The 23,909-nt window shown below is 71.3% G+C and carries 21 protein-coding genes; 10 read left to right on the top strand and 11 right to left on the bottom strand.

Annotated features, from left to right (window positions below):
• Positions 1 to 135: 135 nt before the first annotated feature.
• From CW362_RS33100 to CW362_RS33090, 3 genes are all read right to left on the bottom strand, one after another.
• Entirely contained in the window at positions 136 to 468 is a 333-nt protein-coding gene (locus CW362_RS33100) for a thioredoxin family protein (RefSeq protein ID WP_103553298.1), read from the bottom strand.
• Positions 465 to 893, bottom strand: coding sequence for a MerR family transcriptional regulator (locus CW362_RS33095; RefSeq protein ID WP_103553297.1), 429 nt, complete (start codon positions 891 to 893; stop codon positions 465 to 467). Before CW362_RS33095 ends, CW362_RS33100 begins: the two co-directional genes overlap by 4 nt.
• A gap of 66 nt (positions 894 to 959) precedes the next feature.
• Positions 960 to 1,481, bottom strand: a complete 522-nt coding sequence (locus CW362_RS33090; RefSeq protein WP_206301125.1) for an Lrp/AsnC family transcriptional regulator — start codon at positions 1,479 to 1,481, stop codon at positions 960 to 962.
• A 146-nt stretch (positions 1,482 to 1,627) separates the two neighbouring features.
• Between CW362_RS33090 and CW362_RS33085 the strand changes: the two genes are divergently transcribed.
• Positions 1,628 to 2,530, top strand: a complete 903-nt coding sequence (locus CW362_RS33085; RefSeq protein WP_103553295.1) for an NAD-dependent epimerase/dehydratase family protein — start codon at positions 1,628 to 1,630, stop codon at positions 2,528 to 2,530.
• A 1-nt stretch (position 2,531) separates the two neighbouring features.
• Positions 2,532 to 3,422: an aldo/keto reductase gene (locus CW362_RS33080; RefSeq protein ID WP_103553294.1), complete on the top strand. Its 891-nt coding sequence runs from the start codon at positions 2,532 to 2,534 to the stop codon at positions 3,420 to 3,422.
• 42 nt (positions 3,423 to 3,464) lie between these two features.
• Here the strand turns inward: CW362_RS33080 and CW362_RS33075 are convergent, their stop codons facing one another.
• The gene (locus CW362_RS33075) at positions 3,465 to 4,229 is read right to left on the bottom strand and encodes a DUF2127 domain-containing protein (protein WP_103553293.1); all 765 of its coding nucleotides are present in this window, start codon (positions 4,227 to 4,229) and stop codon (positions 3,465 to 3,467) included.
• A gap of 216 nt (positions 4,230 to 4,445) precedes the next feature.
• Positions 4,446 to 6,374, bottom strand: a complete 1,929-nt coding sequence (locus CW362_RS33065) for an MFS transporter (RefSeq protein ID WP_240658152.1) — start codon at positions 6,372 to 6,374, stop codon at positions 4,446 to 4,448.
• A 178-nt stretch (positions 6,375 to 6,552) separates the two neighbouring features.
• On the opposite strand from CW362_RS33065, the gene CW362_RS33060 reads away from it, so the two are divergent.
• Positions 6,553 to 7,170, top strand: coding sequence for a TetR/AcrR family transcriptional regulator (locus tag CW362_RS33060; protein WP_103553303.1), 618 nt, complete (start codon positions 6,553 to 6,555; stop codon positions 7,168 to 7,170).
• 153 nt (positions 7,171 to 7,323) lie between these two features.
• On the opposite strand, the gene CW362_RS33055 is transcribed toward CW362_RS33060, so the two are convergent.
• The gene (locus CW362_RS33055; RefSeq protein WP_103553302.1) at positions 7,324 to 8,736 is read right to left on the bottom strand and encodes a cation:dicarboxylate symporter family transporter; all 1,413 of its coding nucleotides are present in this window, start codon (positions 8,734 to 8,736) and stop codon (positions 7,324 to 7,326) included.
• Between the two features lie 238 nt (positions 8,737 to 8,974).
• On the opposite strand from CW362_RS33055, the gene CW362_RS33050 reads away from it, so the two are divergent.
• The 3 genes from CW362_RS33050 to CW362_RS33040 all read left to right on the top strand — a co-directional run bounded on the left by CW362_RS33050 (position 8,975) and on the right by CW362_RS33040 (position 12,365).
• Complete coding sequence (locus tag CW362_RS33050; protein WP_206301124.1) at positions 8,975 to 10,774, top strand: ATP-binding protein; 1,800 nt, start codon at positions 8,975 to 8,977, stop codon at positions 10,772 to 10,774.
• Positions 10,771 to 11,448 (top strand): response regulator, encoded by a 678-nt coding sequence (locus CW362_RS33045; RefSeq protein WP_103553292.1) that lies wholly within the window; start codon positions 10,771 to 10,773, stop codon positions 11,446 to 11,448. The genes CW362_RS33050 and CW362_RS33045 overlap by 4 nt, the downstream gene beginning before the upstream one ends.
• 203 nt (positions 11,449 to 11,651) lie before the next feature.
• A complete protein-coding gene (locus CW362_RS33040) occupies positions 11,652 to 12,365 on the top strand; it encodes a helix-turn-helix domain-containing protein (protein ID WP_103553291.1) in 714 nt (237 codons plus the stop codon).
• Positions 12,366 to 12,488: 123 nt separating this feature from the next.
• Here the strand turns inward: CW362_RS33040 and CW362_RS33035 are convergent, their stop codons facing one another.
• Positions 12,489 to 13,514, bottom strand: a complete 1,026-nt coding sequence (locus tag CW362_RS33035; protein WP_103553290.1) for an ATP-dependent 6-phosphofructokinase — start codon at positions 13,512 to 13,514, stop codon at positions 12,489 to 12,491.
• A gap of 251 nt (positions 13,515 to 13,765) precedes the next feature.
• Between CW362_RS33035 and pta the strand changes: the two genes are divergently transcribed.
• From pta to pyk, 3 genes are all read left to right on the top strand, one after another.
• Positions 13,766 to 15,856, top strand: a complete 2,091-nt coding sequence (gene pta / locus CW362_RS33030) for a phosphate acetyltransferase (RefSeq protein WP_103553289.1) — start codon at positions 13,766 to 13,768, stop codon at positions 15,854 to 15,856.
• Positions 15,853 to 17,115 (top strand): acetate kinase, encoded by a 1,263-nt coding sequence (locus tag CW362_RS33025; RefSeq protein ID WP_103553288.1) that lies wholly within the window; start codon positions 15,853 to 15,855, stop codon positions 17,113 to 17,115. Before pta ends, CW362_RS33025 begins: the two co-directional genes overlap by 4 nt.
• 96 nt (positions 17,116 to 17,211) lie before the next feature.
• Positions 17,212 to 18,642 (top strand): pyruvate kinase, encoded by a 1,431-nt coding sequence (gene pyk, locus CW362_RS33020; RefSeq protein WP_103553287.1) that lies wholly within the window; start codon positions 17,212 to 17,214, stop codon positions 18,640 to 18,642.
• A 104-nt stretch (positions 18,643 to 18,746) separates the two neighbouring features.
• On the opposite strand, the gene CW362_RS33015 is transcribed toward pyk, so the two are convergent.
• The 4 genes from CW362_RS33015 to CW362_RS32995 form a co-directional block, all read right to left on the bottom strand.
• Positions 18,747 to 20,063, bottom strand: a complete 1,317-nt coding sequence (locus CW362_RS33015; protein ID WP_103553286.1) for a hypothetical protein — start codon at positions 20,061 to 20,063, stop codon at positions 18,747 to 18,749.
• Positions 20,053 to 20,637 carry a DUF6114 domain-containing protein gene (locus CW362_RS33010; protein ID WP_103553285.1) on the bottom strand — a complete coding sequence of 195 codons (585 nt, stop codon included), beginning with the start codon at positions 20,635 to 20,637 and terminating at the stop codon, positions 20,053 to 20,055. The genes CW362_RS33015 and CW362_RS33010 overlap by 11 nt, the downstream gene beginning before the upstream one ends.
• 120 nt (positions 20,638 to 20,757) lie before the next feature.
• Positions 20,758 to 21,390, bottom strand: coding sequence for a DUF6230 family protein (locus CW362_RS33005; protein ID WP_103553284.1), 633 nt, complete (start codon positions 21,388 to 21,390; stop codon positions 20,758 to 20,760).
• A gap of 622 nt (positions 21,391 to 22,012) precedes the next feature.
• Positions 22,013 to 22,990, bottom strand: a complete 978-nt coding sequence (locus tag CW362_RS32995) for a tetratricopeptide repeat protein (protein WP_103553283.1) — start codon at positions 22,988 to 22,990, stop codon at positions 22,013 to 22,015.
• A gap of 245 nt (positions 22,991 to 23,235) precedes the next feature.
• On the opposite strand from CW362_RS32995, the gene CW362_RS32990 reads away from it, so the two are divergent.
• A complete protein-coding gene (locus CW362_RS32990) occupies positions 23,236 to 23,868 on the top strand; it encodes a TetR-like C-terminal domain-containing protein (protein WP_103553301.1) in 633 nt (210 codons plus the stop codon).
• Positions 23,869 to 23,909 lie beyond the last annotated feature (41 nt).

Here is a 23,909-nt window from a genome sequence, read left to right as displayed (position 1 = left end):
TCACTCCCACCCAGATATACTGCGCCTACTGAACTTCTTCGTGACTCGATTTCCCAAAGTCGCGAACCATCGAATATACGCAGAGAAATCCCCCGGGCGCAATTGCCCAGGGGATTTTTTGTGTACCGGGTGGGGTCAGATCACCTCGGCCAGCTCCTGGAGCAGCCGTCGCTTGGGCCGGGCGCCCACCATCGACCTCACGGGCTCGCCGTCGCGGAAGACCATGAACGTCGGCATCGAGAGCACGCCGTAGGCCAGCGTCGTCTCCGGATTGGTGTCGACGTCCAGCTGGACCACCTTGAACCGGTCGCCCTCCTCGAAGGCCAGCTCGCTGAGCACCGGCCCCATCTGCCGGCACGGCGGACACCAGTCGGCCGTGAACTCCACCAGCACGGGCAGGTCCGAGCCGATCACCTCCGCCCCGAAGTCCGCGTCCGTCACCTCGGCCACACCTGCCGCCCTGATCATCGCGTCCGCCCTCCCAGTTCGCACACGGGTTCCGGACCCCCCGGAACCTCCGCGTCGGCCGCCAGCGCGTCGCGCGCCCGCTCCGCCCGCGCCAGCTGCTCGCCGACCTGCGCGCGCACCGACCGCAGCTCGCCGATCAGCGCGTCGAGCTCGCCGAGCTTGCGCCGGTAGACGTCCAGGGACGCCGGGCACGAGTCGCCCTCGGGATGCCCGGCCCGCAGGCACTCCACGAAGGGCCGCGTCTCCTCCAGGTCGAACCCGAAGTCCTGCAACGTCCTGATCTGCCGCAGCAGCCGCAGATCGTGCTCGTCGTACGTCCGGTACCCGTTCTCGCCCCGCCGCGCGGGCAGCAGGCCCCGCGACTCGTAGTAGCGCAGGGTCCGCGTGGTCGTCCCGGCCCGTGCGGCCAGCTCGCCGATTCGCATGACCCCGACGGTAGTCCTTGACGCCGACGTCAAGGCAAGCGTCCGCGAGGGGGCGCCCCGGTGCGGTCAGCGTGCGGCGCGCGGCAGCAGCGGCTTGCGGTCCACCGGGGACGACAGCACGATCGAGGTCGTCGTCCGCCCCAGCGCGGAGGTCTGTTCCAGGACGTCCTCCAGATGGACCGTGTCCTCGACGGCGACCTTGAGGATCCAGCAGTCCTCCCCGACGACGTGGTGGACCTCGGTGACCTCCGGGCGGGCGAGGAGTTCCAGCGTCCGCGGGTGCTTGAGCGTGTAGCCGCCGTGCGGGTTCACGCGGATGAAGGCCTGGATGCCGTAGCCGAGCCGGGGCGCCGACACCTGGGCGCCGTACCCGGTGATCGCGCCCGTCGCCTCCAGCCGGCGCACCCGCTCCGCGACCGCGGCGGGACTCAGCCGGACGCGGCGGCCCAGCTCGCTGAGCTTGATGCGGCCCTCGCTCTGGAGCAGCTCCAGGATCTGCCGGTCGAGCGCGTCGAAGCCCACCGGTGTTTCGGCGGGAAAGGCCCGCGGATGCCGTGTTTCTTTCGGTGCGACAGCCGGATCTCCCATGTCTCCCCCTTCGGAACCGCCCCTTGCGACGGGAGAATTATGACCACAGGCCGACGCACCGTGAACGCCCGGAGAACGGTGACCGGCACGGGGAACGGGACGCACGGGTGCACGAGGCACGGGTGCGGGGAAATGGGGAGGGCGGCATGCGGGAGATCTGCGTCATCGGCGGAAACCGGTATTTCGGAAAACGCCTCATCGAGCGGCTGATCGCGGCGGGGGACCGGGTCACCGTCGTCAACCGCGGCTCGTCCGCGCCGCCGGCCGGGACGGTCCATCTGATCGCCGACCGCGACGACGAGAAGTCCCTGGAGGCGGCGCTCGGTTCACGGACCTTCGACGTCGTCGTCGACCAGGTCTGCTACACCCCGCGCCAGGCGGAGATCGCCCGCCGGGTCTTCGCGGGACGCACGCGCCGGTACGTGATGACGTCCACCGTCGAGGTGTACGAGTACGAGGACTCGGCGGACCCGGTCGGCGAGGACGCCGTGGATCCGCGCACGGTCGCCGTGGACACCGCACTCCCCTGGGACGACCCGGAGTTCCTCGAGTCGCACTACGGCGAGGGCAAGCGGCAGGCCGAGGCGGTGTTCGCGGCCGCTCCGGACTTCCCCCACGTGGCCGTGCGCGTCGCCCATGTGCTGGGCGGGGCCGACGACTTCACCGGCCGGCTGGAGCACTACGCCGACCGGATCCGTACCGGCGAGGCGATCGCCGTGCCCCCCGTGAACCGTCCGGCGACCTACATCCACGTCGAGGAGATCGCCGACTTCCTGTTCTGGACGGCGGGCGAGGACTTCACCGGCCCGGTCAACGCGGCCTCCCACGGGACGCTGACCACGCGGGAGTTGTGCGCGGAGATCGGCGCGCACCTCCCGGACGGCCGGACGGTCCTGGAGGCCGTCGAGGTGGGCGAGGTCTCCCCCTTCTCCTTCCGCCGCTCCTACGGCATGGACAACTCCCGGGCCACGCGGCTCGGTTTCCCCTTCGGCGACGCGCGGTCCTGGCTGCCGCGCGCCGTGGCCGAGACGCTCGGAAAGGACCACTGACATGCGCTACCGCACCCTGGGCGGACTCCGGGTGAGTGCCGTGGGACTCGGCGTGATGCCGCTGTCCATCGAGGGACGGCCCGACGAGGCGCGGGCCCTGGCCACGGTGCACGCGGCCCTCGACGCGGGCGTCACCCTCCTCGACACGGCGGACTCCTACCACCTGCCCGGCGACGAGCCCGGCCACAACGAACGGCTCGTGGCCCGCGCCCTGGCGACGTACGGCGGCGACACCGGGGACGTCCTGGTGGCCACGAAGGGCGGGCGGGGCAGACCGGCGGACGGCACCTGGACGGTGGACGGCTCCCCGCGCCACCTGAAGGCGGCGGCCGAGGCCTCCCTGAAGCGGCTGGGTCTGGACGCGATCGGCCTCTACCAGCTGCACAAGCCCGATCCCGCCGTCCCGTTCGAGGACTCCGTCGGCGCCCTGCGCGACCTGCTCGACGCGGGCACGATCCGGCTGGCCGGCATCTCCAACACCACCGCCGACCAGATCCGCCGGGCCCACGCGATCCTCGGCGACAGGCTGGTCTCCGTCCAGAACCGGTGCTCCCCCGCGGTGCGCGACAGCGACCCCGAACTGCTCCTCTGCGCCGAACTGGGGCTCGCCTTCCTGCCCTGGAGCCCGCTGGGCGGCATCTCCCGCAGTTCCCTGGACGGCCCGTCCGGCGGCGGGTCGCCCGACGGTTCACGGCGACGGTTCGAGGCCTTCCACACGGTGGCCGGGGAACACGGCGTGAGCCCCCAGCAGGTGTGTCTCGCCTGGCTGTCGCAGCGGTCCCCCACGGTGATCCCGATCCCGGGCGCCAGCCGCCCGGAGACCGCCCGGGACTCCGCGGGAGCCGCGGACCTGGTCCTGGGCGCGGAGGACCTGGCCCGCCTCGGCCCGTGAGCCGGGCCGGACACGCGCGCCCCGGGGCCCCCGGGGCCGGGGTCAGACCAGGACCCCGGCGGACTCCTCCACCTCCAGGAACGAGGCGCTCCGCCGCTCCGCCTCGAACGCCCTGTGCCCGCCGCGCAGGCCGAACAGCCGTTTGGTGAGGGCGATGTAGAGGACGGCGAGGACGTTCAGGACCAGCGTCGCGATCTTCAACCAGCTGATGTGCTCGGTGAGTTCGTAGATCTCCAACGGGAGGAACGCGGCGGTGGCGACGACCGTGAGGTACTCCGCCCAGCGCTTGGCGTACCAGAGCCCGACCGCCTCGACGATCTCGATCACCGCGTACGCCAGCAGCAGGCCCGCGACCAGCAGCAGGGTGGAGTGCTTGTAGCCGAAGGTCTTCTGGATGGTGCCGACCACGGGTGAGTGGTCGAGGTCGTAGTGGAAGTGCCGGAAGACCGGCCTGAGGACGTCCAGGTACTCGTCGAAGAGCCGGCGCACCGCGTCCTGGCTGTTGCTGAACTTCCACACGGCGGCCGCGACCAGCACGATGAACACCCCGCGCAGGGCCCGCTCGATCGCCAGGAAGCGCAGGACGAACAGGTCGCGGAGCACCTTGCCGCGCGGGACCAGGGGCGCCTCGGCGGCCGGTCCGGAACCGTGCGGGGCACCGAGCGCGAAGTCGCCGCAGCGCAGGCAGCGCCAGACCTCGCCGAGCGCGGTCTGGGCGTGCAGCCGCACCCGCAGGCGCGGGTCGTCCGGCGCGTAGGTGACGTGCCCCTTGCGCGCGCAGGTACGACGGTCCCAGTCGATCTTCATGCTTCGGTGTCCTCCGCAGAACGTGCCGTGCCGTGCCGGACGGTCCGGCACGGCACGGTAATGCATGTCCTACGAGACGACTGCCTGGGGGTTCACGGTTCCGCCAGGTCCCCCGCTCCACCCCTCGCCCCCGCCGGACCCGGCCTCGGCCTCGGACATGAGCTTGGGCTCGGCACCGGCACCGGCACCGGCGCCGGCGCCGGACTCGGACGCGAACTAGGACTTGGAGTCGGCCACGGACGCGAGCTTGGCCTCGGACTCGGACTCGGACTCGGACTCGGACTCGGAGTCGGAGTCGGAGTCGGACTCGGACTCGGAGTCGGACTCGGACTCGGACTCGGACTCGGACTCGGAGTCGGACTCGGAGTCGGACTCGGAGTCGGACTCGGACTCGGGCTCGGGCTCGGGCTGGTCACCGGACTCGGTGCCGTGTCGGCCCTCGGTACCGGCCGTGTCGCCGCCCCGGGTCCCGGGTCCGCCCTCGCTCCCGGCCTCGGCGCCGGTCGCCGCCCCGGCCTCGTCCTCCGTGCGGGCCCTGCGCGGCAGCAGCACCGCCACCAGCACCGTGCCCACGCCCAGGATCACCGCTCCGACGAGGCTGGTGTGCGCCACCGCGTCCGAGAAGGAGGAGCCGACCGCGTCCGCCATCTGCCGCGCCCCGTCGGCCAGTTGACCGGCCTGCGCCTTCAGCTGGGCCGCCTGCTCGGGGCTCGCCGAGTGCGCGGCCTGCTCGCCGAGCTGCCGGGCCTTGTCGCCGATGCCCTGGGCGACGGCGTACCCGGCGCCCACCGAGTCCTGCGCCGTGGCCAGGGCGCCCGCCGGGAGCTTGCTGCCCGCGGTCGCGTCGGCGAGGTGCGAGGAGTACGAACTCGCCAGCACCGAGCCGAGGATGGCGATGCCGAGCGAGCCGCCGAGTTCGAGCGAGGTGTCGTTGACCGCGCCGCCGACGCCCAGTTCGGCCTCGGGGAACGCGCCCATGATGGCGTCCGTGCAGGGCGAGAGCGCCAGTCCGATGGCCAGGCCCAGCATGACGAGGGGCAGGACGAGGTCGCCGTAGGCCGAGGAGGCGTCCACCCGGGTGAGCAGGGCCAGCGCCGCCGTACCGCCGGCCATGCCCGCGGTGACCGTGATCTTCATGCCGATGCGCGGGGTGAGGTAGCCGGTGAGCGCCGAGCCCACGAAGACGGCCCCGGCGAGCGGCAGCATCCGCACACCGGTGTCCAGCGCGTCGTAGCCGAGGACGAACTGGAGGTGCTGGGTGAGGTAGTAGAAGGCGCCGAAGACGGCCAGGAAGAAGAGGGCGACGGCGAGGTTCGAGCCCGCGAAGCCGCGGTGGGCGAAGCGTCGTACGTCGACGACCGGACGCGGGTGGCGCAGCTCCCACAGCACGAAGAGGAGCAGTCCGGCCCCGGCGACCACGGCGGCGGTCACGGCCTTCACGCCCCACCCGAAGTGCGGGCCTTCGATGATCATGTAGACGAGGGAGCCGATCCAGACGACCGAGAGCAGCCCGCCGACGTAGTCGATGCGGTTGTGGTGCGCGGCCTTGGACGGCGGCACCAGGACCAGCGCGCCGACGATGGCGAGGGCGGCGACCGGCACGTTGATCAGGAACGTGGACGACCAGCCGTGGTCCTCCAGCAGGGCACCCGCGACCAGCGGGCCGGCGGCGATGGCGAGTCCGGCGGTGGCGGTCCACAGGACGATCGCCTTGGCCCGTTCGGCGCGCGGGAAGGTCGCGGCGAGCAGGGAGAGCGTGGCGGGCATGATCAGCGCGGCGCCGACGCCCATGACGGCACGGGCCGCGATGACCCCGGTGGCGCTGTCGACGAGCGAACCGGCGACGGCGCCGCCGCCGAAGACGACGAGCCCGAGGAGGAGCGCGCCGCGACGGCTGTACTTGTCCCCGATGGCGCCGAGCAGCAGCATCAGGGCGGCGTACGGGACGGTGTAGCCGTCGATGACCCACTGCAGGTCGGCGCTGGACAGGCCGAGGTCCCGGGTCATGTCGGGAGCCGCGACGGTGAGGGCGGTGTTCGCCATCACGATGATCAGCAGGCTCAGGCAGAGGACCAGCAGCGCCCACCACCGCCTGGCGTAGGGCCGGTCCATCCCCTCGACCGGTTCGTTCATGACGAGACGCATGGCTACGGTCGCCCTTCCTTCGTCGACGGGCACGGAGATCGTCCGCGCCAGGACTTGCACAGTGGAGTGCAACTGCACAACAGTGTGCAAGATACGAGATTGCACAGTGCTGTGCAAATGAAGGAGGTCGAGGCCCGTGATCACGGAACACGCGGCCGCCCGGGGGCGGGCGGGCAGAATGACAGCCATGACCACGGGTAACCCGAGCCGCGCCGATGTGAACCGCCGCCGCATCCTGGATGTCGCGCTCGCCGAACTGCTGCGTGACCCCGACGCGTCCATGGACCAGATCGCGCGTGCGGCGGGAGTCGTACGGCGCACGGTCTACGGGCACTTCCCCAGCCGCGAGGCGCTGGTCGGCACCCTGACCGACGAGGCCGTGGCGGCGGTCGCGGCGGCGCACGCGGCGGGCCGCGAGGGGGTCGTGGACCCGGCCGAGTCGGTGGCCCGCTCGACCCTGGCCGTCTGGGAGATCGCCGACCGCTACCGGCTGCTGGTCGCCCTCGCCCAGCGCAGCGTCACCATGCAGGGCATCCGCGAACGTCTCACGCCGGTCCGCGAGGCCAGCACGGAGATCCTCCGACGCGGCCTGGAACAGGGCGTGTTCGCCTCGCCGCTGCCCCCGTACGCGCTGGCGTACGTGCACGAGCAGACCCTGTTCGCCCTCATGGAGGCGGTGAACGACGGCCTCCTGGAAGCCCGTGAGGCGGGCAGCTCCGCCGCGTTCACCATGCTGACCGCGGCGGGCGTACCCGCCTCACGCGCCACCGAACTGGTGGCGAAGCTGAGCGACTGAGTCCCGGGGGCGGTCAGGGACCCCCGGGACCCGGCCGTTCCCAGCCGTGCGCCGGGCGGCCGGGCCCGTGGGGGGATGCCCTGCCGCCCGGCATCCCGGGGCCTGCCGGACCGGGGAGCTCCGGACCGGCCCCGGGAGCTTTCAAGGCCCGCTCTACGCCGTGACCGGCGCCTTCTCGCCGCCCTGCTCCGGAACGTCCGCGTGGACGTCGGCGGGAGCGGCCCCGTCGTCCAGCAGGGTCTTCTCGTCGAAGGGGATCTCCCCGGCGAGGACCCGGGACACCCGCTCCCTGTCGATCTCCTTCGTCCAGGTCCCGATCAGGACCGTGGCCACGGCGTTGCCGGCGAAGTTCGTCAGCGCGCGCGCCTCGCTCATGAAACGGTCGATGCCGACGATGAGACCGACGCCGTCCACCAGGGCGGGCTTGTGCGACTGGAGTCCGCCGGCCAGCGTGGCGAGGCCCGCCCCGCTGACACCGGCCGCGCCCTTGGACGCGACGAGGAGGAAGAGCAGCAGCGGGATCTGCTCCCCGATCGCCATCGGCGTGCCCATCGCGTCGGCGATGTAGAGCGAGGCCATGGTCATGTAGATCATCGTGCCGTCGAGGTTGAAGGAGTAGCCGGTCGGGACGGTGATGCCGACCACGGACTTGCCGACGCCCAGGTGCTCCATCTTCGCGATCAGCCGCGGCAGCGCGGACTCGGAGGACGAGGTGGACAGGATCAGCAGGAACTCACGGCCCAGGTACCTCAGGAACGTGAGGATGTTCAGGCCCGTCACCGCGCGCAGCAGCAGCCCGAGCACGATGAAGACGAAGAGGAAGCAGGTGACGTAGAAGCCGAGCATCAGCACGGCGAGGCTCTTCAGGGCGTCCAGGCCCGCGGAACCGGTGACGGCGGCGATGGCGCCGAAGGCACCGAGCGGGGCCGCCCACATCACCATGGCGAGGATCCGGAACACGAGCCGCTGGATGTGCTCCACCCCGCGCAGGACCGGCTGTCCGGCCGCTCCCATGGCCTGGAGGGCGAACCCGGTCAGGAGCGCGACGAGCAGGGTCTGAAGGACCTGGCCCTCGGTGAACGCCGAGACCATCGTGGTCGGGATGATCGAGAGCACGAACTCGACCGGCGGCAGCGCCTCCGCCGACACCTGGCCCTGGCCGGCCTGCTTGACCGCGTCGGTCATCGCCAGGCCGCTGCCCGGCTCCAGTACGTTGCCGACGACCAGGCCGATGGCGAGCGCGACCAGCGACATGACCAGGAAGTAGCCGAGCGCGATGCCGCCGACGGCGCCGACCTTGGCGGCCTTGCGGACCGAGCCGATGCCCAGCACGATCGTGCAGAAGATGATCGGGGAGATCATCATCTTGATCAGGTTCACGAAACCCGTGCCGATGGGCTTGAGCTCGACGGCGAGGTCGGGGGCGATCAGGCCCACCGCGATCCCGAGGGCCACGGCGCCGATCACGGCGATGTACAGATAGTGCGTGCGGTCCCGCTTCGCGGCGGGTGCGGCGGGTGCCGTCTGCGGCGTGCTGGCCACGACTGCCCTCCTTGACGACGTCATCGGCATCATCCGGCGTGCGGCTCACGACCGGCGGAACCCGGCGTGCGGCTCACGTCCGGGGGTCCGGGAGGCGCATGGGCTCCCGGGGGGATGAGGGGACTATCTCCCGGCGTGTGAGGGCGGTCACCCTTCCGTTCATTGAGTTCACGCGCCCCACCGGAACCGTCCGGCCTCCACCGGAACCGTCCGGCCCCCGCCGGCCCGAGGAGCACCCGGCCGGGCGAGGCACACTGAACGGATGCGCCTTCCCCGTGTCCCGCGACCCCGCAGCCTGGCCGGCCAGCTCTTCGGCATGCAGGCCGTGCTCATCGCGGTCCTCGTCGCCGGGTACGCGCTGTTCACCTACGTCAGCGACCGGAGCCAGGCCGAGGAGGCCGCGGGCCGTCAGGCGACGGCGGTCGCCCGCTCGGTCGCGGACGCCCCCTCCGTCCACACGGCCATCGGCACGGCGAACCCCACCGAGGAACTCCAGCCGTACTCCCTGCGCGTCCAGCGGGACACCGGCGTCGACTTCGTGACGATCATGGATCCGCGGGGCATCCGCTGGACGCACCCCGAGGAGAAGCTGATAGGCGGGCACTTCCTCGGGCACATCGGCCCGGCGCTGAAGGGCAGGTCCTTCACGGAGACGTACACGGGCAGCCTCGGCCCCTCCGTGCGCGCCGTCACCCCGATCCGGGACGACGGGCGGACCATCGGCCTGGTCAGCGCGGGCATCAGGGTCGAGGCGATCACCGAACGCGTCCAGGACCAGGTGGCGGCCCTGATCGGGGTCGCGGCGGGCGCGCTGCTGCTGGGCGCCGTCGGCACGTACGTCATCAACGCCCGGCTGCGCCGCTCCACCCACGGCATGAACGCGGCCGAGCTGAGCCGGATGCACGACTACCACCAGGCCGCGCTGCACGCCGTGCGCGAGGGGCTGCTGATGCTGGACGGGCAGTTCCGGGTGGCGCTGATGAACGACGGCGGGCGGGAGCTGCTCGGCGTCACGGACGACGTGGTCGGCCGTTCGCCGGCCGACCTCGGACTGCCCGCGCCGCTGACGGGCGCGCTGCTGTCGGCGGAGCCCCGCGTGGACGAGGTCCACCTGACGGACACCCGGGTCCTGGTCGTGAACACCTCCCCGGTGTCCGGCGGCGAACGCCGGGGCACGGTGGTCACCCTGCGCGATGTGACCGAACTCCAGTCGCTGACGGGCGAACTGGACTCGGAGCGCGGTTTCACCCAGGCGCTGCGCTCACAGGCGCACGAGGCGGCGAACCGTCTGCACACGGTGGTCTCCCTCATCGAACTGGGCCGCGCCGAGGAGGCCGTCGACTTCGCCACCGCCGAGCTGGAGCTGGCGCAGGCCCTCACCGACGAGGTGGTCTCCGCGGTCAGCGAACCGGTGCTCGCCGCGCTGCTGCTGGGCAAGGCGGCGCAGGCGAACGAGCGCGGGGTGGAGCTCGTGGTCTCCGAGGACAGCGGCATAGACGACGGGCTGCTCCCGGCCTCGCTCACCCCGCGCGACCTGGTCACCGTGCTCGGCAACCTGATCGACAACGCGATGGACGCGGCGCAGGGCACGGTGGGCGCCCGTGTCACGGTGAGGGCGTTCACCGAGGAGTCGGCCCTGGTGCTGCGGGTCGCCGACACCGGCGCCGGGGTGGATCCCGCCCATGCCGAACAGGTCTTCCTGCGGGGCTGGTCCACGAAACCGGCGGGCCCCGGCGGCCGTGGTCTCGGCCTGACCCTCGCCCGGCAGACGGTGAACCGTCACTCGGGCACGCTGGAGGTGCGCGAAGGGGCCGACGGCGGAGCGGAGTTCGAAGTACGCCTGCCGCTCCCCGCGCCCCCCGCCGACTCCACCCCGGCCCCCGAGACCACCCCGGACCGGACGCCGGAGCCCGGCACCGCCCCGGCCCGAACCCCGGGCACCCGCCCCGCGCCGGACGGATCGCCCCGGACCGGCCCCGCCCCGGACACCGGTTCGTTCCCGCCCCCGGCCGCGGGGGCCGTCCGGCCGTCCGATCCCGCTCTGCCCGGAGGCGGCTCATGACCGGTCCGATCCGTGTGCTCGTCGTCGAGGACGATCCCGTCGCCGCGGACGCGCACGTCATGTACGTCGGCCGGGTGCCCGGCTTCACGGCCGTGGGCAAGGTCCACACGGGCGCGCAGGCGCGCCGCGCGCTGGACCGCACCCCCGTGGACCTGCTGCTGCTCGACCTGCACCTTCCGGACACGCACGGCCTACAGCTCGCGCGCTCGCTGCGCGCCGCCGGCCACCGGGCCGACGTCATAGCGGTGACGTCCGCGCGGGACCTGGCGGTCGTGCGGGAGGGGGTGTCGCTCGGGGTCGTCCAGTACGTGCTGAAGCCGTTCACCTTCGCCACCCTGCGCGACCGGCTGATCCGGTACGCGGAGTTCCGCGCGGCGGCCGGCGAGGCGAGCGGCCAGGACGAGGTGGACCGCGCGCTGGCCGCCCTGCGGGCTCCCGGCCCGGCCGCGCTGCCCAAGGGCCTGAGCGCGCCGACCCTGGAACGCGTGACCGTCACCCTCAGGGACCACTCCGGCGGACTGACGGCGGCCCGGGCGGCCGAGGCCGTCGGCATCTCCCGGATCACGGCACGGCGTTATCTGGAACACCTGGTGGAGACGGGACGGGCGGTACGCGCTCCGCAGTACGGGACGGTCGGGCGGCCGGAGCTGCGGTACCGCTGGGTGAGGAGCTGACCCGCCGGGACAGGACCCGGCCCGCCGGGCAGGACGACGGAACACCCTCGGGGGAAGACTGAAACCCCTTCAGGGCAGGGCGAGTTCAGGATCGTACCGCTCCGGCACGGCGAATTCAGGGCCGCGGCCGAAACCGTATGTTCCTACAATCTGTGATTGTGGCCGAACAGACCGTAGTCACCGCTGCCCCCGGCTCATACCTTGTGCGCGTGCACCGACCGCAAGCCCAACAGCCCACCCCGCCCTTCAACGCCCCCGCCGCCCGAAGACTGCGGACAGCGCTCGGAATGGGGCCCGAGCACGTCGCGTACGGCCTGAGAGCCTCGTACGGGCTTCCGTACGCCACACCCGATCTGGTCGTCGCCTGGGAGCGCGGCGTCACCGCGCCGAGCAGCCCCGAACTCACCGCCCTCGCGGGCGTGTTGTGGTGCTCGACCGATGAACTCATGGGCGCCCCGCGCACATTGCGCGAACACCGCGTCGCCCGCGATCTCGCCCCGGAGGACGTGGCGCACGCCGTCGGGATCGACCTCCTCGCCTACGAGCGGATGGAGGAGTCCGGCAACTGGCGCGGCAACGAACGGCAGTCGACCGCGCTGGCCCAGGTGCTCGACCTCTCGCTGCCCGACTTCATCACCGTGACGGGCCGCGACGGCCGGCTCGCCGAACTGCTGCGCGACGCCGTGACGACGCGCTGGCAGACCTACGTGCGCCCGGTCGGGAAGGTGGTGCCGCTGGAGCGCGGCCTGCTGGAGGTCGTGCTGGAGGAACTGCACACCGACTACCGGGCACGGACGGCCGCCGCGATGGACTGGGACGGCCGGACGGCCGCCACCGGCTCGGGCGAGTCCGGCCGGGACTTCCTCGACCGGGTCGTCGACCACTTCTGGTCGGCCGTCCGCGGAAGCGCGTACTGAGGTCCCGGCAGCCGCGTGGGACCACGGCGCCGGACGCAGCCGGGGCCGTGGTCCGACACCCGTCCGGGCGCCGGACCCTCCCGCCGCCGGTCCCCGGTCCCCGGTCCCCGGTCCCCGAGGGGACTAGAACACCGACTCCGCCTCGTCCATCCGGTCCTTCGGCACCGTCTTCAGTTCGGTGGTCGCGTCCGCGAGCGGCACCATCTCGATCTCCGTGCCGCGCAGCGCGGTCATCTTGCCGAAGTCACCGCGGTGCGCGGCCTCGACGGCGTGCCAGCCGAAGCGGGTGGCCAGCACGCGGTCGTACGCGGTCGGCGTGCCGCCGCGCTGGACGTGGCCGAGGATGACCGGCTTGGCCTCCTTGCCGAGGCGGCGCTCCAGCTCGAACGCGAGGGCCGTGCCGATGCCCTGGAAGCGTTCGTGGCCGAACTGGTCGATCGCGCCGTGGCCGTAGTCCATGGTGCCCTCGGCGGGGTGGGCGCCCTCGGCGACGCAGATGACGGCGAACCGCTTGCCGCGCGAGAAGCGCTCCTCGACCATCGCGACCAGGTCGGCCGGGTCGAAGGGACGCTCGGGCAGGCAGATGCCGTGGGCGCCGGCCGCCATGCCGGACTCCAGGGCGATCCAGCCCGCGTGCCGGCCCATCACCTCGACGACCATCACGCGCTGGTGGGACTCGGCCGTCGTCTTCAGCCGGTCCATGGCCTCCGTGGCGACGCCGACGGCGGTGTCGAAGCCGAACGTGCGGTCCGTCGCGGAGATGTCGTTGTCGATGGTCTTCGGCACGCCGACCACCGGCAGACCCGCGTCCGACAGCATCCGGGCCGCCGTGAGCGTGCCCTCGCCCCCGATCGGGATGAGCACGTCGATACCGAACTCGCGGGCCATGTCCTGCGCGTTGTCGCAGGCCTCGCGGAGCCGGTCGCGCTGCAACCGGGAGGAACCGAGGATGGTGCCGCCGCGGGCCAGGATGCCGCTGACGGCGTTGAGATCGAGGGGGTGGTAGTGGCCGTCGAGGAGCCCGGCGTAGCCGTCCTCGAAGCCGATGACCTCGTCCCCGAAGTTGGTGACCGCTCGGTGCACGACCGACCGGATCACTGCGTTCAGGCCAGGGCAGTCGCCGCCTGCCGTGAGAACTCCGATGCGCATCGTGCTGTGTCTCCTGCTCGCTGCTGGTCCGTGTGAGCCGCTTCGATTGTTTCACGGCCCGGGACGGCCCGCCGATCCGCTCCGGTGTCCACCCGCGCACCGCCCGGACGCGGTCCCGGCCGACCGGTGCGTTTGCCCTGGCGGGCGTCCTAGCCAGCGCCGGAGGTATTGTCAAGAGGGTTCTGCTCACGTCGGTGGGCTCTTTTCCGAGCCCGGAGATCAGCTGGCGACGAAACGGATGGAGAACACGCGTGACGCGCAGCGTGTACGTGACCGGGATCGACCGAGGTGACGGCCGTCAGGTCGTCGAACTGGGGGTCATGGAGCTCCTGACCCGCCAGGTCGACCGGGTGGGGGTGTTCCGTCCGCTCGTGCACGACGGTCCCGACCGGCTCTTCGAGCTGCTGCGGGCCCGCTACCGGCTGACGCAGGACCCGGCGACGGTGTACGGCATGGACTACCGGGAGGCGTCCACGCTCCAGGCCGAGCAGGGCACCGACGAGCTGGTGTCCACGCTCGTCGACCGGTTCCACCTGGTCGCCCGCGACTACGACGTCGTCCTCGTCCTCGGCACCGACTTCGCCGCCACCCAGCTCCCCGACGAGCTGGCGCTCAACGCCCGGCTGGCGAACGAGTTCGCCGCCTCCGTGCTCCCGGTCGTCGGCGGCCGGGGCGAGAGCGCCGAGGCGGTGCGCGCCGAGACGCGCAACGCCTATCGCGCGTACGACGGGCTGGGGTGCGACGTCCTCGCCATGGTGGTGAACCGGGTGGACCCCAAGGACCGGGCCGAGATCGCGGAGCGGCTCGACTCCCGCCTGCCGGTGCCCTGTTACGTCCTTCCGGACGAGCCCGCGCTGTCCGCCCCCACGGTCGCGCAGATCACCCACGCGCTCGGCGGCAAGGTGCTCCTCGGCGACGACTCGGGGCTCGCCCGTGACGCGCTCGGCTTCGTCTTCGGCGGCGCGATGCTGCCGAACTTCCTGGCGGCGCTGACCCCGGGCTGTCTCGTGGTCACCCCGGGGGACCGGGCCGACCTGGTGATCGGCTCGCTCGCCGCGCACAGCGCCGGCACCCCGCCCATAGCCGGCATCCTGCTCACCCTGGACGAGAAGCCGACCGACGAGGTCCTCACGCTCGCGGCCCGCCTCGCGCCCGGCACCCCGGTCGTCTCGGTGGCCGGGAACTCCTTCCCCACCGCGGAGGCGCTCTTCGCCCTGGAGGGCAAGCTGAACGCGGCCACGCCCCGCAAGGCGGAGACCGCGCTCGGCCTGTTCGAGCGGCACGTGGACACCGCCGACCTGCTCAAGCGGGTCTCCGCGCCCAGCAGCGACCGGCTCACCCCGATGATGTTCGAGCACCAGCTGCTGGAGCAGGCCCGCTCCGACCGGCGCCGTGTCGTGCTGCCCGAGGGCACCGAGGAGCGTGTCCTGCACGCCGCCGAGGTGCTGCTGCGCCGGGGCGTCTGCGACCTGACCCTGCTCGGTCCGGTCGACCAGATCCGCAAGAAGGCCGCCGACCTCGGCATCGACATCAGCGCCACCCAGATCATCGACCCGCAGACGTCACCGCTGCGGGACCCCTTCGCCGAGAAGTACGCCGAACTGCGCGCCCACAAGGGCGTCACGGTCGAGCTGGCCTACGACGTCGTCGCGGACGTGAACTACTTCGGCACGCTCATGGTGGAGGAGGGCCTGGCCGACGGGATGGTGTCGGGGGCCGTGCACTCGACGGCGGCGACGATCCGGCCCGCGTTCGAGATCATCAAGACGAAGCCGGAGTCGAGGATCGTCTCGTCCGTCTTCTTCATGTGCCTGGCCGACAAGGTCCTGGTCTACGGCGACTGCGCGGTCAACCCCGACCCGGACGCCGAGCAGTTGTGCGACATCGCCATCTCCTCGGCCGCCACCGCGGAGCAGTTCGGTGTCGAGCCGCGGATCGCGATGCTGTCCTACTCCACGGGCACCTCGGGCTCGGGCGCCGACGTCGACAAGGTGCGCGAGGCGACCGGGCTGGTCCGCGCGCGCCGCGGCGACCTGCGGATCGAGGGGCCGATCCAGTACGACGCGGCCGTCGAGCCGTCGGTGGCGGCGACCAAGCTGCCGGAGTCGGAGGTCGCCGGACAGGCGTCCGTGCTGATCTTCCCCGACCTCAACACCGGCAACAACACCTACAAGGCCGTGCAGCGTTCGGCCGGCGCCATCGCCGTCGGCCCGGTGCTCCAGGGTCTGCGCAAGCCCGTCAACGACCTGTCCCGCGGCGCGCTCGTCCAGGACATCGTCAACACGGTCGCCATCACGGCGATCCAGTCCCAGACCCCCGACCAGAAGGCTGCCCGTCAGTGAGCGACCGTCCCTCACCCACCGCCGCCGAGCCCGAGGAGCCCGCCTCCCCGACGGCCGTGCGGGTCCTCGTCCTCAACTCCGGTTCTTCGTCGGTGAAGTACCAGTTGCTCGACATGCGCGACGGCACCCGGCTCGCCGTCGGCCTGGTGGAGCGCATCGGCGAGGGGACCTCCCTGCTGCGGCACACCACGCGGACGACGGGCGAGACCCGCGAGAGGGCCGACACGTTCGCCGACCACGACGCCGCGCTGAAGGCGATGGCGGAGGAACTGGCGGTGGACGGAGTCGGGCTCGACTCCCCCGAACTGGCCGCGATCGGCCACCGGGTGGTGCACGGCGGGAGGACCTTCACCGAACCGACGGTCATCGACGCGGAGGTCCTCGCGGAGATCGAGCGGCTGATCCCGGTCGCCCCCCTGCACAACCCGGCGAACCTCACCGGCATCCGCACCGCGATGCTGCTGCGCCCCGACCTCCCGCAGGTCGCGATCTTCGACACCGCGTTCCACACGACGATGCCGGAGGCGGCCGCGCGCTACGCGATCGACGTGGCGACCGCCGACGAGCACCGCATCCGCCGGTACGGCTTCCACGGCACCTCGCACGCCTACGTCTCCAGGACGACCGCCGACCTCCTCGGCAAGGCGCCCGAGGAGGTCAACGTCATCGTGCTGCACCTGGGCAACGGGGCCTCGGCGTCCGCGGTCAGGGGCGGGCGGTGCGTGGACACCTCGATGGGGCTCACCCCGCTGGAGGGACTGGTGATGGGAACGCGCTCCGGCGACGTGGACCCTGCCGTCATCTTCCATTTGGAGCGCGTTGGCGACATGTCCACGGACGAGATCGACACTCTTCTCAACAAGAAGAGCGGGCTGATCGGTCTGTGCGGGGACAACGACATGCGGGAGATCACCCGTCGTATCGAAGAGGGCGACGAACAGGCCCGGCTCGCCTTCGACATCTACATTCACCGGCTGAAGAAATACATCGGCGCCTACTACGCGGTCCTGGGCCGGGTGGACGCCGTCGCCTTCACCGCCGGGGTGGGCGAGAACGCCGCCCCGGTGCGCGAGGCCGCGATCAGGGGCCTGGAGGAACTGGGGCTCGCGGTCGACGGCGAACTGAACGCCGTGCGCGGCGGTGAGCCCCGGCTCATCTCGCCGCCGTACGCGCGCGTCGCGGTCGCCGTCGTGCCGACGGACGAGGAACTGGAGATCGCCACACAGACGTACGCACTGGTCGGAAAAGGCGGCGCCTGAGCGGGGCGGAAAGCCACGCCTGAGCACCCGCCCGCCCATTTGTATCTTCCGCCAGACGGAATATTCCGTTGCGAAACAAACCGATAGGATCGCCCCATGCGCCGTTCGAAAATCGTCTGTACTCTCGGCCCCGCGGTCGACTCCCACGACAAGCTTGTCGCGCTGATCCAGGCCGGCATGAACGTGGCCCGTTTCAATTTCAGCCACGGGTCCCACTCCGAGCACCAGGGCCGGTACGACCGTGTCCGGGCCGCCTCGGCCGAGACCGGCATCGCCGTCGGCGTCCTCGCCGACCTACAGGGCCCCAAGATCCGCCTGGAGACCTTCGCCGAAGGCCCCGTCGAGCTGGAGCGTGGCGACGAGTTCGTCATCACGGCCGAGGACGTGCCGGGCGACAAGCACATCTGCGGCACGACCTACAAGGGTCTGCCCGGTGACGTCGCCAAGGGCGACCAGATCCTCATCAACGACGGCAACGTCGAGCTGCGCGTCGTCGAGGTCGACGGCCCGCGGGTCAAGACGGTCGTCATCGAGGGCGGCGTGATCTCCGACCACAAGGGCATCAACCTGCCCGGCGCGGCCGTGAACGTGCCCGCGCTGTCGGAGAAGGACGTCGAGGACCTGCGCTTCGCCCTGCGGATGGGCTGCGACATGGTCGCCCTGTCCTTCGTGCGCGACGCCAACGACGTGAACGACGTCCACAAGGTGATGGACGAGGAGGGCCGCCGCGTCCCCGTCATCGCCAAGGTGGAGAAGCCGCAGGCGGTCGACAACATGGAGGGCGTCGTCGCGGCGTTCGACGCCGTCATGGTGGCCCGCGGCGACCTGGCCGTCGAGTATCCGCTGGAGCGGGTCCCGATGGTGCAGAAGCGTCTCGTGGAGATGTGCCGCCGCAACGCCAAGCCGGTGATCGTCGCGACCCAGATGATGGAGTCGATGATCACCAATTCCCGTCCGACGCGCGCCGAGGCCTCCGACGTGGCCAACGCGATCCTGGACGGCGCGGACGCGGTCATGCTGTCGGCCGAGTCCAGCGTGGGCGCGTACCCGGTCGAGACCGTGAAGACGATGTCGAAGATCGTCGCCGCGGCCGAGGACGAGCTCCTGTCCAAGGGCCTGCAGCCGCTGGTCCCGGGCAAGAAGCCGCGCACGCAGGGCGGTTCGGTCGCCCGCGCCGCCTGCGAGATCGCCGACTTCCTCGGCGGCAAGGGCCTGGTGGCCTTCACCAAGTCCGGTGACACCGCCCGCCGTCTGTCGCGCTACCGCGTCACCCAGCCGATCCTGGCCTTCACCACGGACGAGGGCACCCGCAACCAGCTGACGCTGAGCTGGGGCGTCGAGTCGCACATCGTGCCGTTCGTGAACAGCACCGACGAGATGGTCGAACTCGTCGACCACGAGCTGCAGAAGCTCAAGCGGTTCAACGGGGGCGACGTCGTCGTGATCACCGCCGGTTCTCCCCCCGGCGTCGCCGGCACCACCAACATGGTCCGGGTGCACCACCTGGGCGAGGGCGACCGCACCTGATCCCGCCGCCGCACAGACGCCGAGGGCGCCCCCTGAGTTCAGGGGGCGCCCTCGGCGTCTGTGCGGCTCCCGGACGGGATCCTGAGGCTCGGCCGGTGTACGGCTCAGCCGGTGGTGAACTGGTGGAGTCCGGGGACGTGCAGGGTCCCACCGAACTGGCCCGCCTGGACGACCTTCACCTTGGTGAAGTAGATCAGCGGGATGTTCAGCGGCGGCGGGTTGTCCGGGTCGAACGTGACCGGTATGAGCCCGAGCAGGTTCCCGGATATGCTTTCCGTGTACATGATCGTCTTGCCGTCACGGATGGTGGACGTCGAACCCGACGCGGCCTGCACGTGGTAGGTCTTGCCGGACTGCTTGTCCTCCACCGTCTGGTGCAGGTCACCGATGTCGGTACCGTCGGATATGACGTACTTCAGGACCTTCTTGACGGTGCCGTTCGCGGTCCTCACCTTGACTATGCCCTGGTAGTCGGCGCCCTTGAGGAGCAGCGAACTGGCGTTGAGGTACCAGGGGTCGACCGGCAGGGCGACCTTGTTGTCCACGCCGCCCTCCTCGTCGGTGGCGGCCGGGCAGTCGGCGGCGTCCGTGGTCGCGCTCGCGGAGGGGCTGGGCGACTCGGTGGCCGCGGGGGCCGTCTCCTTGGCCGCCGTGGTGTCCTCGGCAGCCTCGGACGCCGTTCCGGCGGTCTTCCCGGTGGTGTCCTCGGCGGTCTGGGCGACCTTGTCGGCGGTGTCCTCGACGGTCTTCGCGGTGCCCTTGTCGTCCGTCGCGTCCGAACCGGCGGCCGCGGTCGCGCTCGCGCTCGGCGAGGCGGACGGCGCCGGGGTGGAGCTCGCCGTCTCGTCGGGCGTGAGGATGTCCTTGATGGCGTCGCCGACACCCAGCGGGTCGAGCGGGTTCTTGGTGCTCTCGGACGCCGAGGGGGTCGGCGTGGACGCGGCGCTGTCCGCGGCCTTGTCCGCCGTCTTCTCCTGCGCGCTCGCGGAGGCCGACGGGGACGCGGCGGGCTCGGCCTCGTCGTCGGAACCTGAATCCGACGAAGAGGTCGTGTCCTTGGCCGGGGCTTCCGACGACGCGGAGGGGCTCGGCGTGGCCTCGGCGGAGGACGCGCTCGGGCTCGGCGTGGCGGAGGGCGACGCCGTGTCCGACGCGTCCTCGCCCGTGACGGCCTCGACGCACGCCTGGTACTCCTCGGCCGTGAGGCTCTTGGAGGTGGAGTGGTCGTCGGCCTGGGCGAGCGTCGGGGTGAAGCCCATGCCCATGAGGACCGCCGTCGGCATCGCCGCTATGGCTATCGCCTTGCCCGCGGGCATCTGGAACCTGGTGAGCAGCGGCTTCCTCGGGGCCGCGTGGCGTGGCCCGGTTCTCGCACGGGACTCCTCCACATCAGTCCCGTGGGTCACCTCGTCAGCCGGCACTTTGCCTCCCGTTCGCCCCGTTGGTCGGGCTCGTTCCTGACAGATCGTTCGGGTCGCCCGCGCCGTCCGCCGCCTCGGGAGCGATGGGCTCGACAGGCTCGGCCGCCGGGACGCCCGGCACGCCCTGCTTGTCGAGGGAGGTCGCCACGGCGTAGTCCTCCTCGGGCTCACCGGGAACCCAGGAGACCGCCATGGCACCGCCGAGCAGGGCGAACAGGAAGCCGATCAGGAAGCCGCCCAGGTTGGCCACCGGGATGGACACCAGGGCGAGAAGGATGGCGGCGACACCCGCGAACGTCCGTACGTGCTTCTGGAACCAGAGGCTGATCCCGAGCACGACGAGGAGTACGCCGATGATCAGGGATCCCGCTCCGGCGGTGGTGGACATCGCCAGCGTCAGATGGCCGAGCTGAAGGTGCGCGTACGGGAAGTAGGCGATGGGGAAGCCGCCGAACACGATGTACAGACCGGCCCAGAACGGGCGGTCGCCCCTCCAGTTACGGAAGTTCCGCCGGAACACCTGGAGGTAGTGCTCATCGTTCTGGCCAGGCGCGGCAGGAGTCTCGGCGCTCATGGATACAGCTCCCTGGAACGGCATTGCTGTGAGAAGTACGCGTTGGGTGCTCCGCGTACGACGGGCGGAGCGGCGGGGCGGGCGAAGCGGCCTGGGCCTCCTCGCCCACCCCTGGAGTGCTCAGTAGCACTCGTGGGTGCCCGCGGACACCGACATCTTCAGACCGCTCAGCTTGAACGTGCCGGCAGTGGTCGCCCACGCCGTCTGCTTCACGCCGGTCAGCGTGGCCGACTCGGCCTGCTGGGCGAACCCGAAGGGGTTGGCCTGCTCGTTGCCGCCCTTCATGCCCGGACCCTTGGAGGCGTCCTTGGCGGCAACACCGATGTCGATGTTCTTGAACGTCGCGTCGGCGCCGAGGTCCTCGACATCGATGTAGAGGTTGTCGGCGTGAACCGGCGTACCGCCACCGCCGGCCTTCAGCACGAGGCTGACGGAACCGAGCAGCGGAACGTTCGGGGTCACGACGGACTGGCACATGCCGGTGATGTCGGCACTCTTGAACGCCGACACCGCGACGGGGTGCAGCGCCGACTTGCCGTCGAGGCCGGTGCCCTGGTCAAGGGCGCCGTACTGCGAGAAGCCGGTTCCCTCGAGCTTGTCCGCGGTCACCTTGAAGGACTGACCGGAGACGCTGAACGATGCGGCGAGAGCACCCTGCGCGAGGGCGACACCTATCGCTGCCGTGGCCGCCACGCTGGGCACCATGACGACGGCGAACCGCTTCCATCTGGTCCCGCCACGCACCTGGGACATATTTTTTCCTCCTTCTCGGACGTACATCTCCTGGCCCTGACTGCCACGTTTCGGCGGCTCAGCCGGGCAGGGATGGGAGAAGTGCTACGTCCTCGGGAAGGAGAGCGCCCGTACCCGCTGGTGCGACTGCACCCGGATCACCGGCGATCACCCCCGAGCGACAACCACTGGTCGCGCCTGACACACATCACGCACAACCTGCTGGACAGGCTCCGCCGGACGGCGAAGACCCCCCTGTCCAAGAGCCGATCGCACTGCTGTCGGCTCTGCTCGGTGGGGACCCAGAGAGTCCGCCGACCCGATTGGCTGTCGGGGTGCGGGAATGGACCGAGCGTCGCCGATCGTGGTGCATTCTCGCCGCGCGCACAAGGGGGTTCGTTACTGGCTAGTAACGGCGGGATAACCGAAGTACGACCCGTCGGCATCGGGCGGCGACTCAGGGTGGCACCACCGGGGGTCACACAATGGTCAAATCTCGGACGGAACCAGACAGTTCAACGCCTTCGACTTACTACGAGTAACAGCGGCCGCGTTTACCAAGTTTTGGTAAAGCGCGGCCACATGCGTACCTGTCGGCCAATCTTTCACCCGGGCATCACGGGCCCTGACGTTTACGGACCGGTCAGAACAGCGCCCTGGCAAGGGCCCTGCGCGCCGCGACCACACGCGGGTCGTCGGCCCCGACCACCTCGAAGAGCTCCAACAGCCGCAGACGTACGGCGTCCCGGTCGTCGCCCGCCGTGCGCCGCACCGTGTCGATGAGCCGCCCGAAGGCGTCCTCCACGTGACCGCCGACGAGGTCCAGGTCGGCCCCCGCGATCTGCGCCGCCACGTCACCGGGCTTCTCCGCGGCGTCGTGACGCACCTTCTGCGGGTCGAGACCCTGCACCCGCTGGAGCAACTCGGCCTGGGCCAGGCCCAGTTTGGCCTCCGTGTTGCCCGGGTCGTCGGCCAGCACGTTCCTGTAGGCCTGGACGGCGCCGCCGAAGTCGCCCGCGTCCAGGGCCTGTACGGCGGCCTCCAGGAGCGCGTCGTACGGGCCGGCCGGCACCTCCTGCTCCGCGGGGGATCCCCCCGGGCCGGCGGCGTCCGCGTCGACCGTGAGACCGGTCAGTCCGAAGCGCTGCTCGGCGACCTGCACGAGCTGGTCGAGGGTCCCGCGGATCTGCGCCTCGGCGGCGGCCCCCTGGAAGAGCGGCAGGGCCTGTCCGGCCACCACCGCGAAAACGGCCGGGATCCCCTGGACCCCGAACTGCTGCATCAGCATCTGGTTGGCGTCGACGTCGATCTTGGCGAGCACGAAACGCCCGTTGTACTCGACGGCCAGCCGCTCCAGGAGCGGGCTCAGCTGCTTGCAGGGCTCGCACCACTCGGCCCAGAAGTCGATGACGACCGGCACCTCGGTGGAACGTTGCAGGACATCCCGCTCGAATCCGGCCTCGTCGACGTCGATGACGAGGCTCGCGGGAGTCACGGCCCCGCCTCCGCCCTGCCTGGCCGCTTCGGCGCGCGCCTGCTCCGCCTTCGACTTGGCCTCCTGGGCCGCCTTCACCGCGGCGAGGTCGACGACTCCGCTCATGGACATGTTCCGTGGCTGCATGAGTACATCCTCCCCCTTCCTCGCGCACGTGTGAAAAACGACGTGAAAGCCAGGCTGTGTCAGGCCTGTTCGGCGCCGGGTCCCCACCTGGCGCCCGTGCGGTTGTCGCCGCGGTCGAGCTTTCGCTACGAGTCGTAGCGTAACTGTACGGAGACATGCCCGTGCGCCGTCCGCCGGTGATCTCCCTCACGACTTCACCGAACCGCCGGATATCGCCGGTGAAACGGCCGGATATGGTCAACGGCATGCAATGTCGCTCCCGGTCCGCCCGTACGGGCCGCCCCCGCAGTGCCGCCGCGGACGCCGCGATCCTGGCGGCGACCCGTACGGCTCTGGTCGAACTGGGCTGGTCCAAACTGACGTTGGGGTACGTGGCGACCCTGGCGGGCGTCGCCAAGACGACCCTCTACCGTCGCTGGGCGGGCAAGAACGAACTGGTCGTCGACGCGGTGGCGGAGCTCTTCGACGAGCTGGAACTCCCCGACCGGGGCAGTCTGGCGGCCGACATCGAGGGGGTCGTGCTCCAGTTCGCGGCGATCCTCGACCGTCCGGAGGCGAAGACGGCGCTGATGGCCGTGGTCGCGGAGTCGACGCGGGACGAGCCGCTGCGCGAACGCATCCGTACGTCGATCGTGGACCGGCAGAAGCGCCTGGTCCTCGAGGGCCGCGCCCGGGCCCAGGCGCGCGGCGAACTCCCCCCGGAGTCGGACCCGGCCGACGCCGACCGCACGGCCGCCCTGATCTTCGACGTCGTCGCCGGGGCGGTCGTCCACCGCACCCTGGTCAGCGCGGAGCCCGCGGACGAGGAGTGGGTGCGCTCGTTCACCCGGATCCTGCTGGTGGGCCTGACCGGCGCGGCGGCCGACGCCGCGCAGTAGGCGCGACCGGGTGGGTGGGTCGGGGCCGTGGGGGGGGCGAA

Source organism: Streptomyces populi, assembly GCF_002911015.1.
GTDB lineage: Bacteria > Actinomycetota > Actinomycetes > Streptomycetales > Streptomycetaceae > Streptomyces > Streptomyces populi.
This window is presented reverse-complemented; position numbering and strand designations above follow the sequence as displayed.

Excerpts from the sequence above, each read along its gene's own strand:
- CW362_RS33100 (WP_103553298.1), bottom strand. The coding sequence starts at position 468 with ATGATCAGGGCGGCAGGTGTGGCCGAGGTGACGGACGCGGACTTCGGG.
- CW362_RS33095 (WP_103553297.1), bottom strand. The coding sequence starts at position 893 with ATGCGAATCGGCGAGCTGGCCGCACGGGCCGGGACGACCACGCGGACC.
- CW362_RS33090 (WP_206301125.1), bottom strand. The coding sequence starts at position 1,481 with ATGGGAGATCCGGCTGTCGCACCGAAAGAAACACGGCATCCGCGGGCC.
- CW362_RS33085 (WP_103553295.1), top strand. The coding sequence starts at position 1,628 with ATGCGGGAGATCTGCGTCATCGGCGGAAACCGGTATTTCGGAAAACGC.
- CW362_RS33080 (WP_103553294.1), top strand. The coding sequence starts at position 2,532 with ATGCGCTACCGCACCCTGGGCGGACTCCGGGTGAGTGCCGTGGGACTC.
- CW362_RS33075 (WP_103553293.1), bottom strand. The coding sequence starts at position 4,229 with ATGAAGATCGACTGGGACCGTCGTACCTGCGCGCGCAAGGGGCACGTC.
- CW362_RS33065 (WP_240658152.1), bottom strand. The coding sequence starts at position 6,374 with ATGCGTCTCGTCATGAACGAACCGGTCGAGGGGATGGACCGGCCCTAC.
- CW362_RS33060 (WP_103553303.1), top strand. The coding sequence starts at position 6,553 with ATGACAGCCATGACCACGGGTAACCCGAGCCGCGCCGATGTGAACCGC.
- CW362_RS33055 (WP_103553302.1), bottom strand. The coding sequence starts at position 8,736 with ATGACGTCGTCAAGGAGGGCAGTCGTGGCCAGCACGCCGCAGACGGCA.
- CW362_RS33050 (WP_206301124.1), top strand. The coding sequence starts at position 8,975 with ATGCGCCTTCCCCGTGTCCCGCGACCCCGCAGCCTGGCCGGCCAGCTC.
- CW362_RS33045 (WP_103553292.1), top strand. The coding sequence starts at position 10,771 with ATGACCGGTCCGATCCGTGTGCTCGTCGTCGAGGACGATCCCGTCGCC.
- CW362_RS33035 (WP_103553290.1), bottom strand. The coding sequence starts at position 13,514 with ATGCGCATCGGAGTTCTCACGGCAGGCGGCGACTGCCCTGGCCTGAAC.
- pyk (WP_103553287.1), top strand. The coding sequence starts at position 17,212 with ATGCGCCGTTCGAAAATCGTCTGTACTCTCGGCCCCGCGGTCGACTCC.
- CW362_RS33010 (WP_103553285.1), bottom strand. The coding sequence starts at position 20,637 with ATGAGCGCCGAGACTCCTGCCGCGCCTGGCCAGAACGATGAGCACTAC.
- CW362_RS33005 (WP_103553284.1), bottom strand. The coding sequence starts at position 21,390 with ATGTCCCAGGTGCGTGGCGGGACCAGATGGAAGCGGTTCGCCGTCGTC.
- CW362_RS32995 (WP_103553283.1), bottom strand. The coding sequence starts at position 22,990 with ATGCAGCCACGGAACATGTCCATGAGCGGAGTCGTCGACCTCGCCGCG.
- CW362_RS32990 (WP_103553301.1), top strand. The coding sequence starts at position 23,236 with ATGCAATGTCGCTCCCGGTCCGCCCGTACGGGCCGCCCCCGCAGTGCC.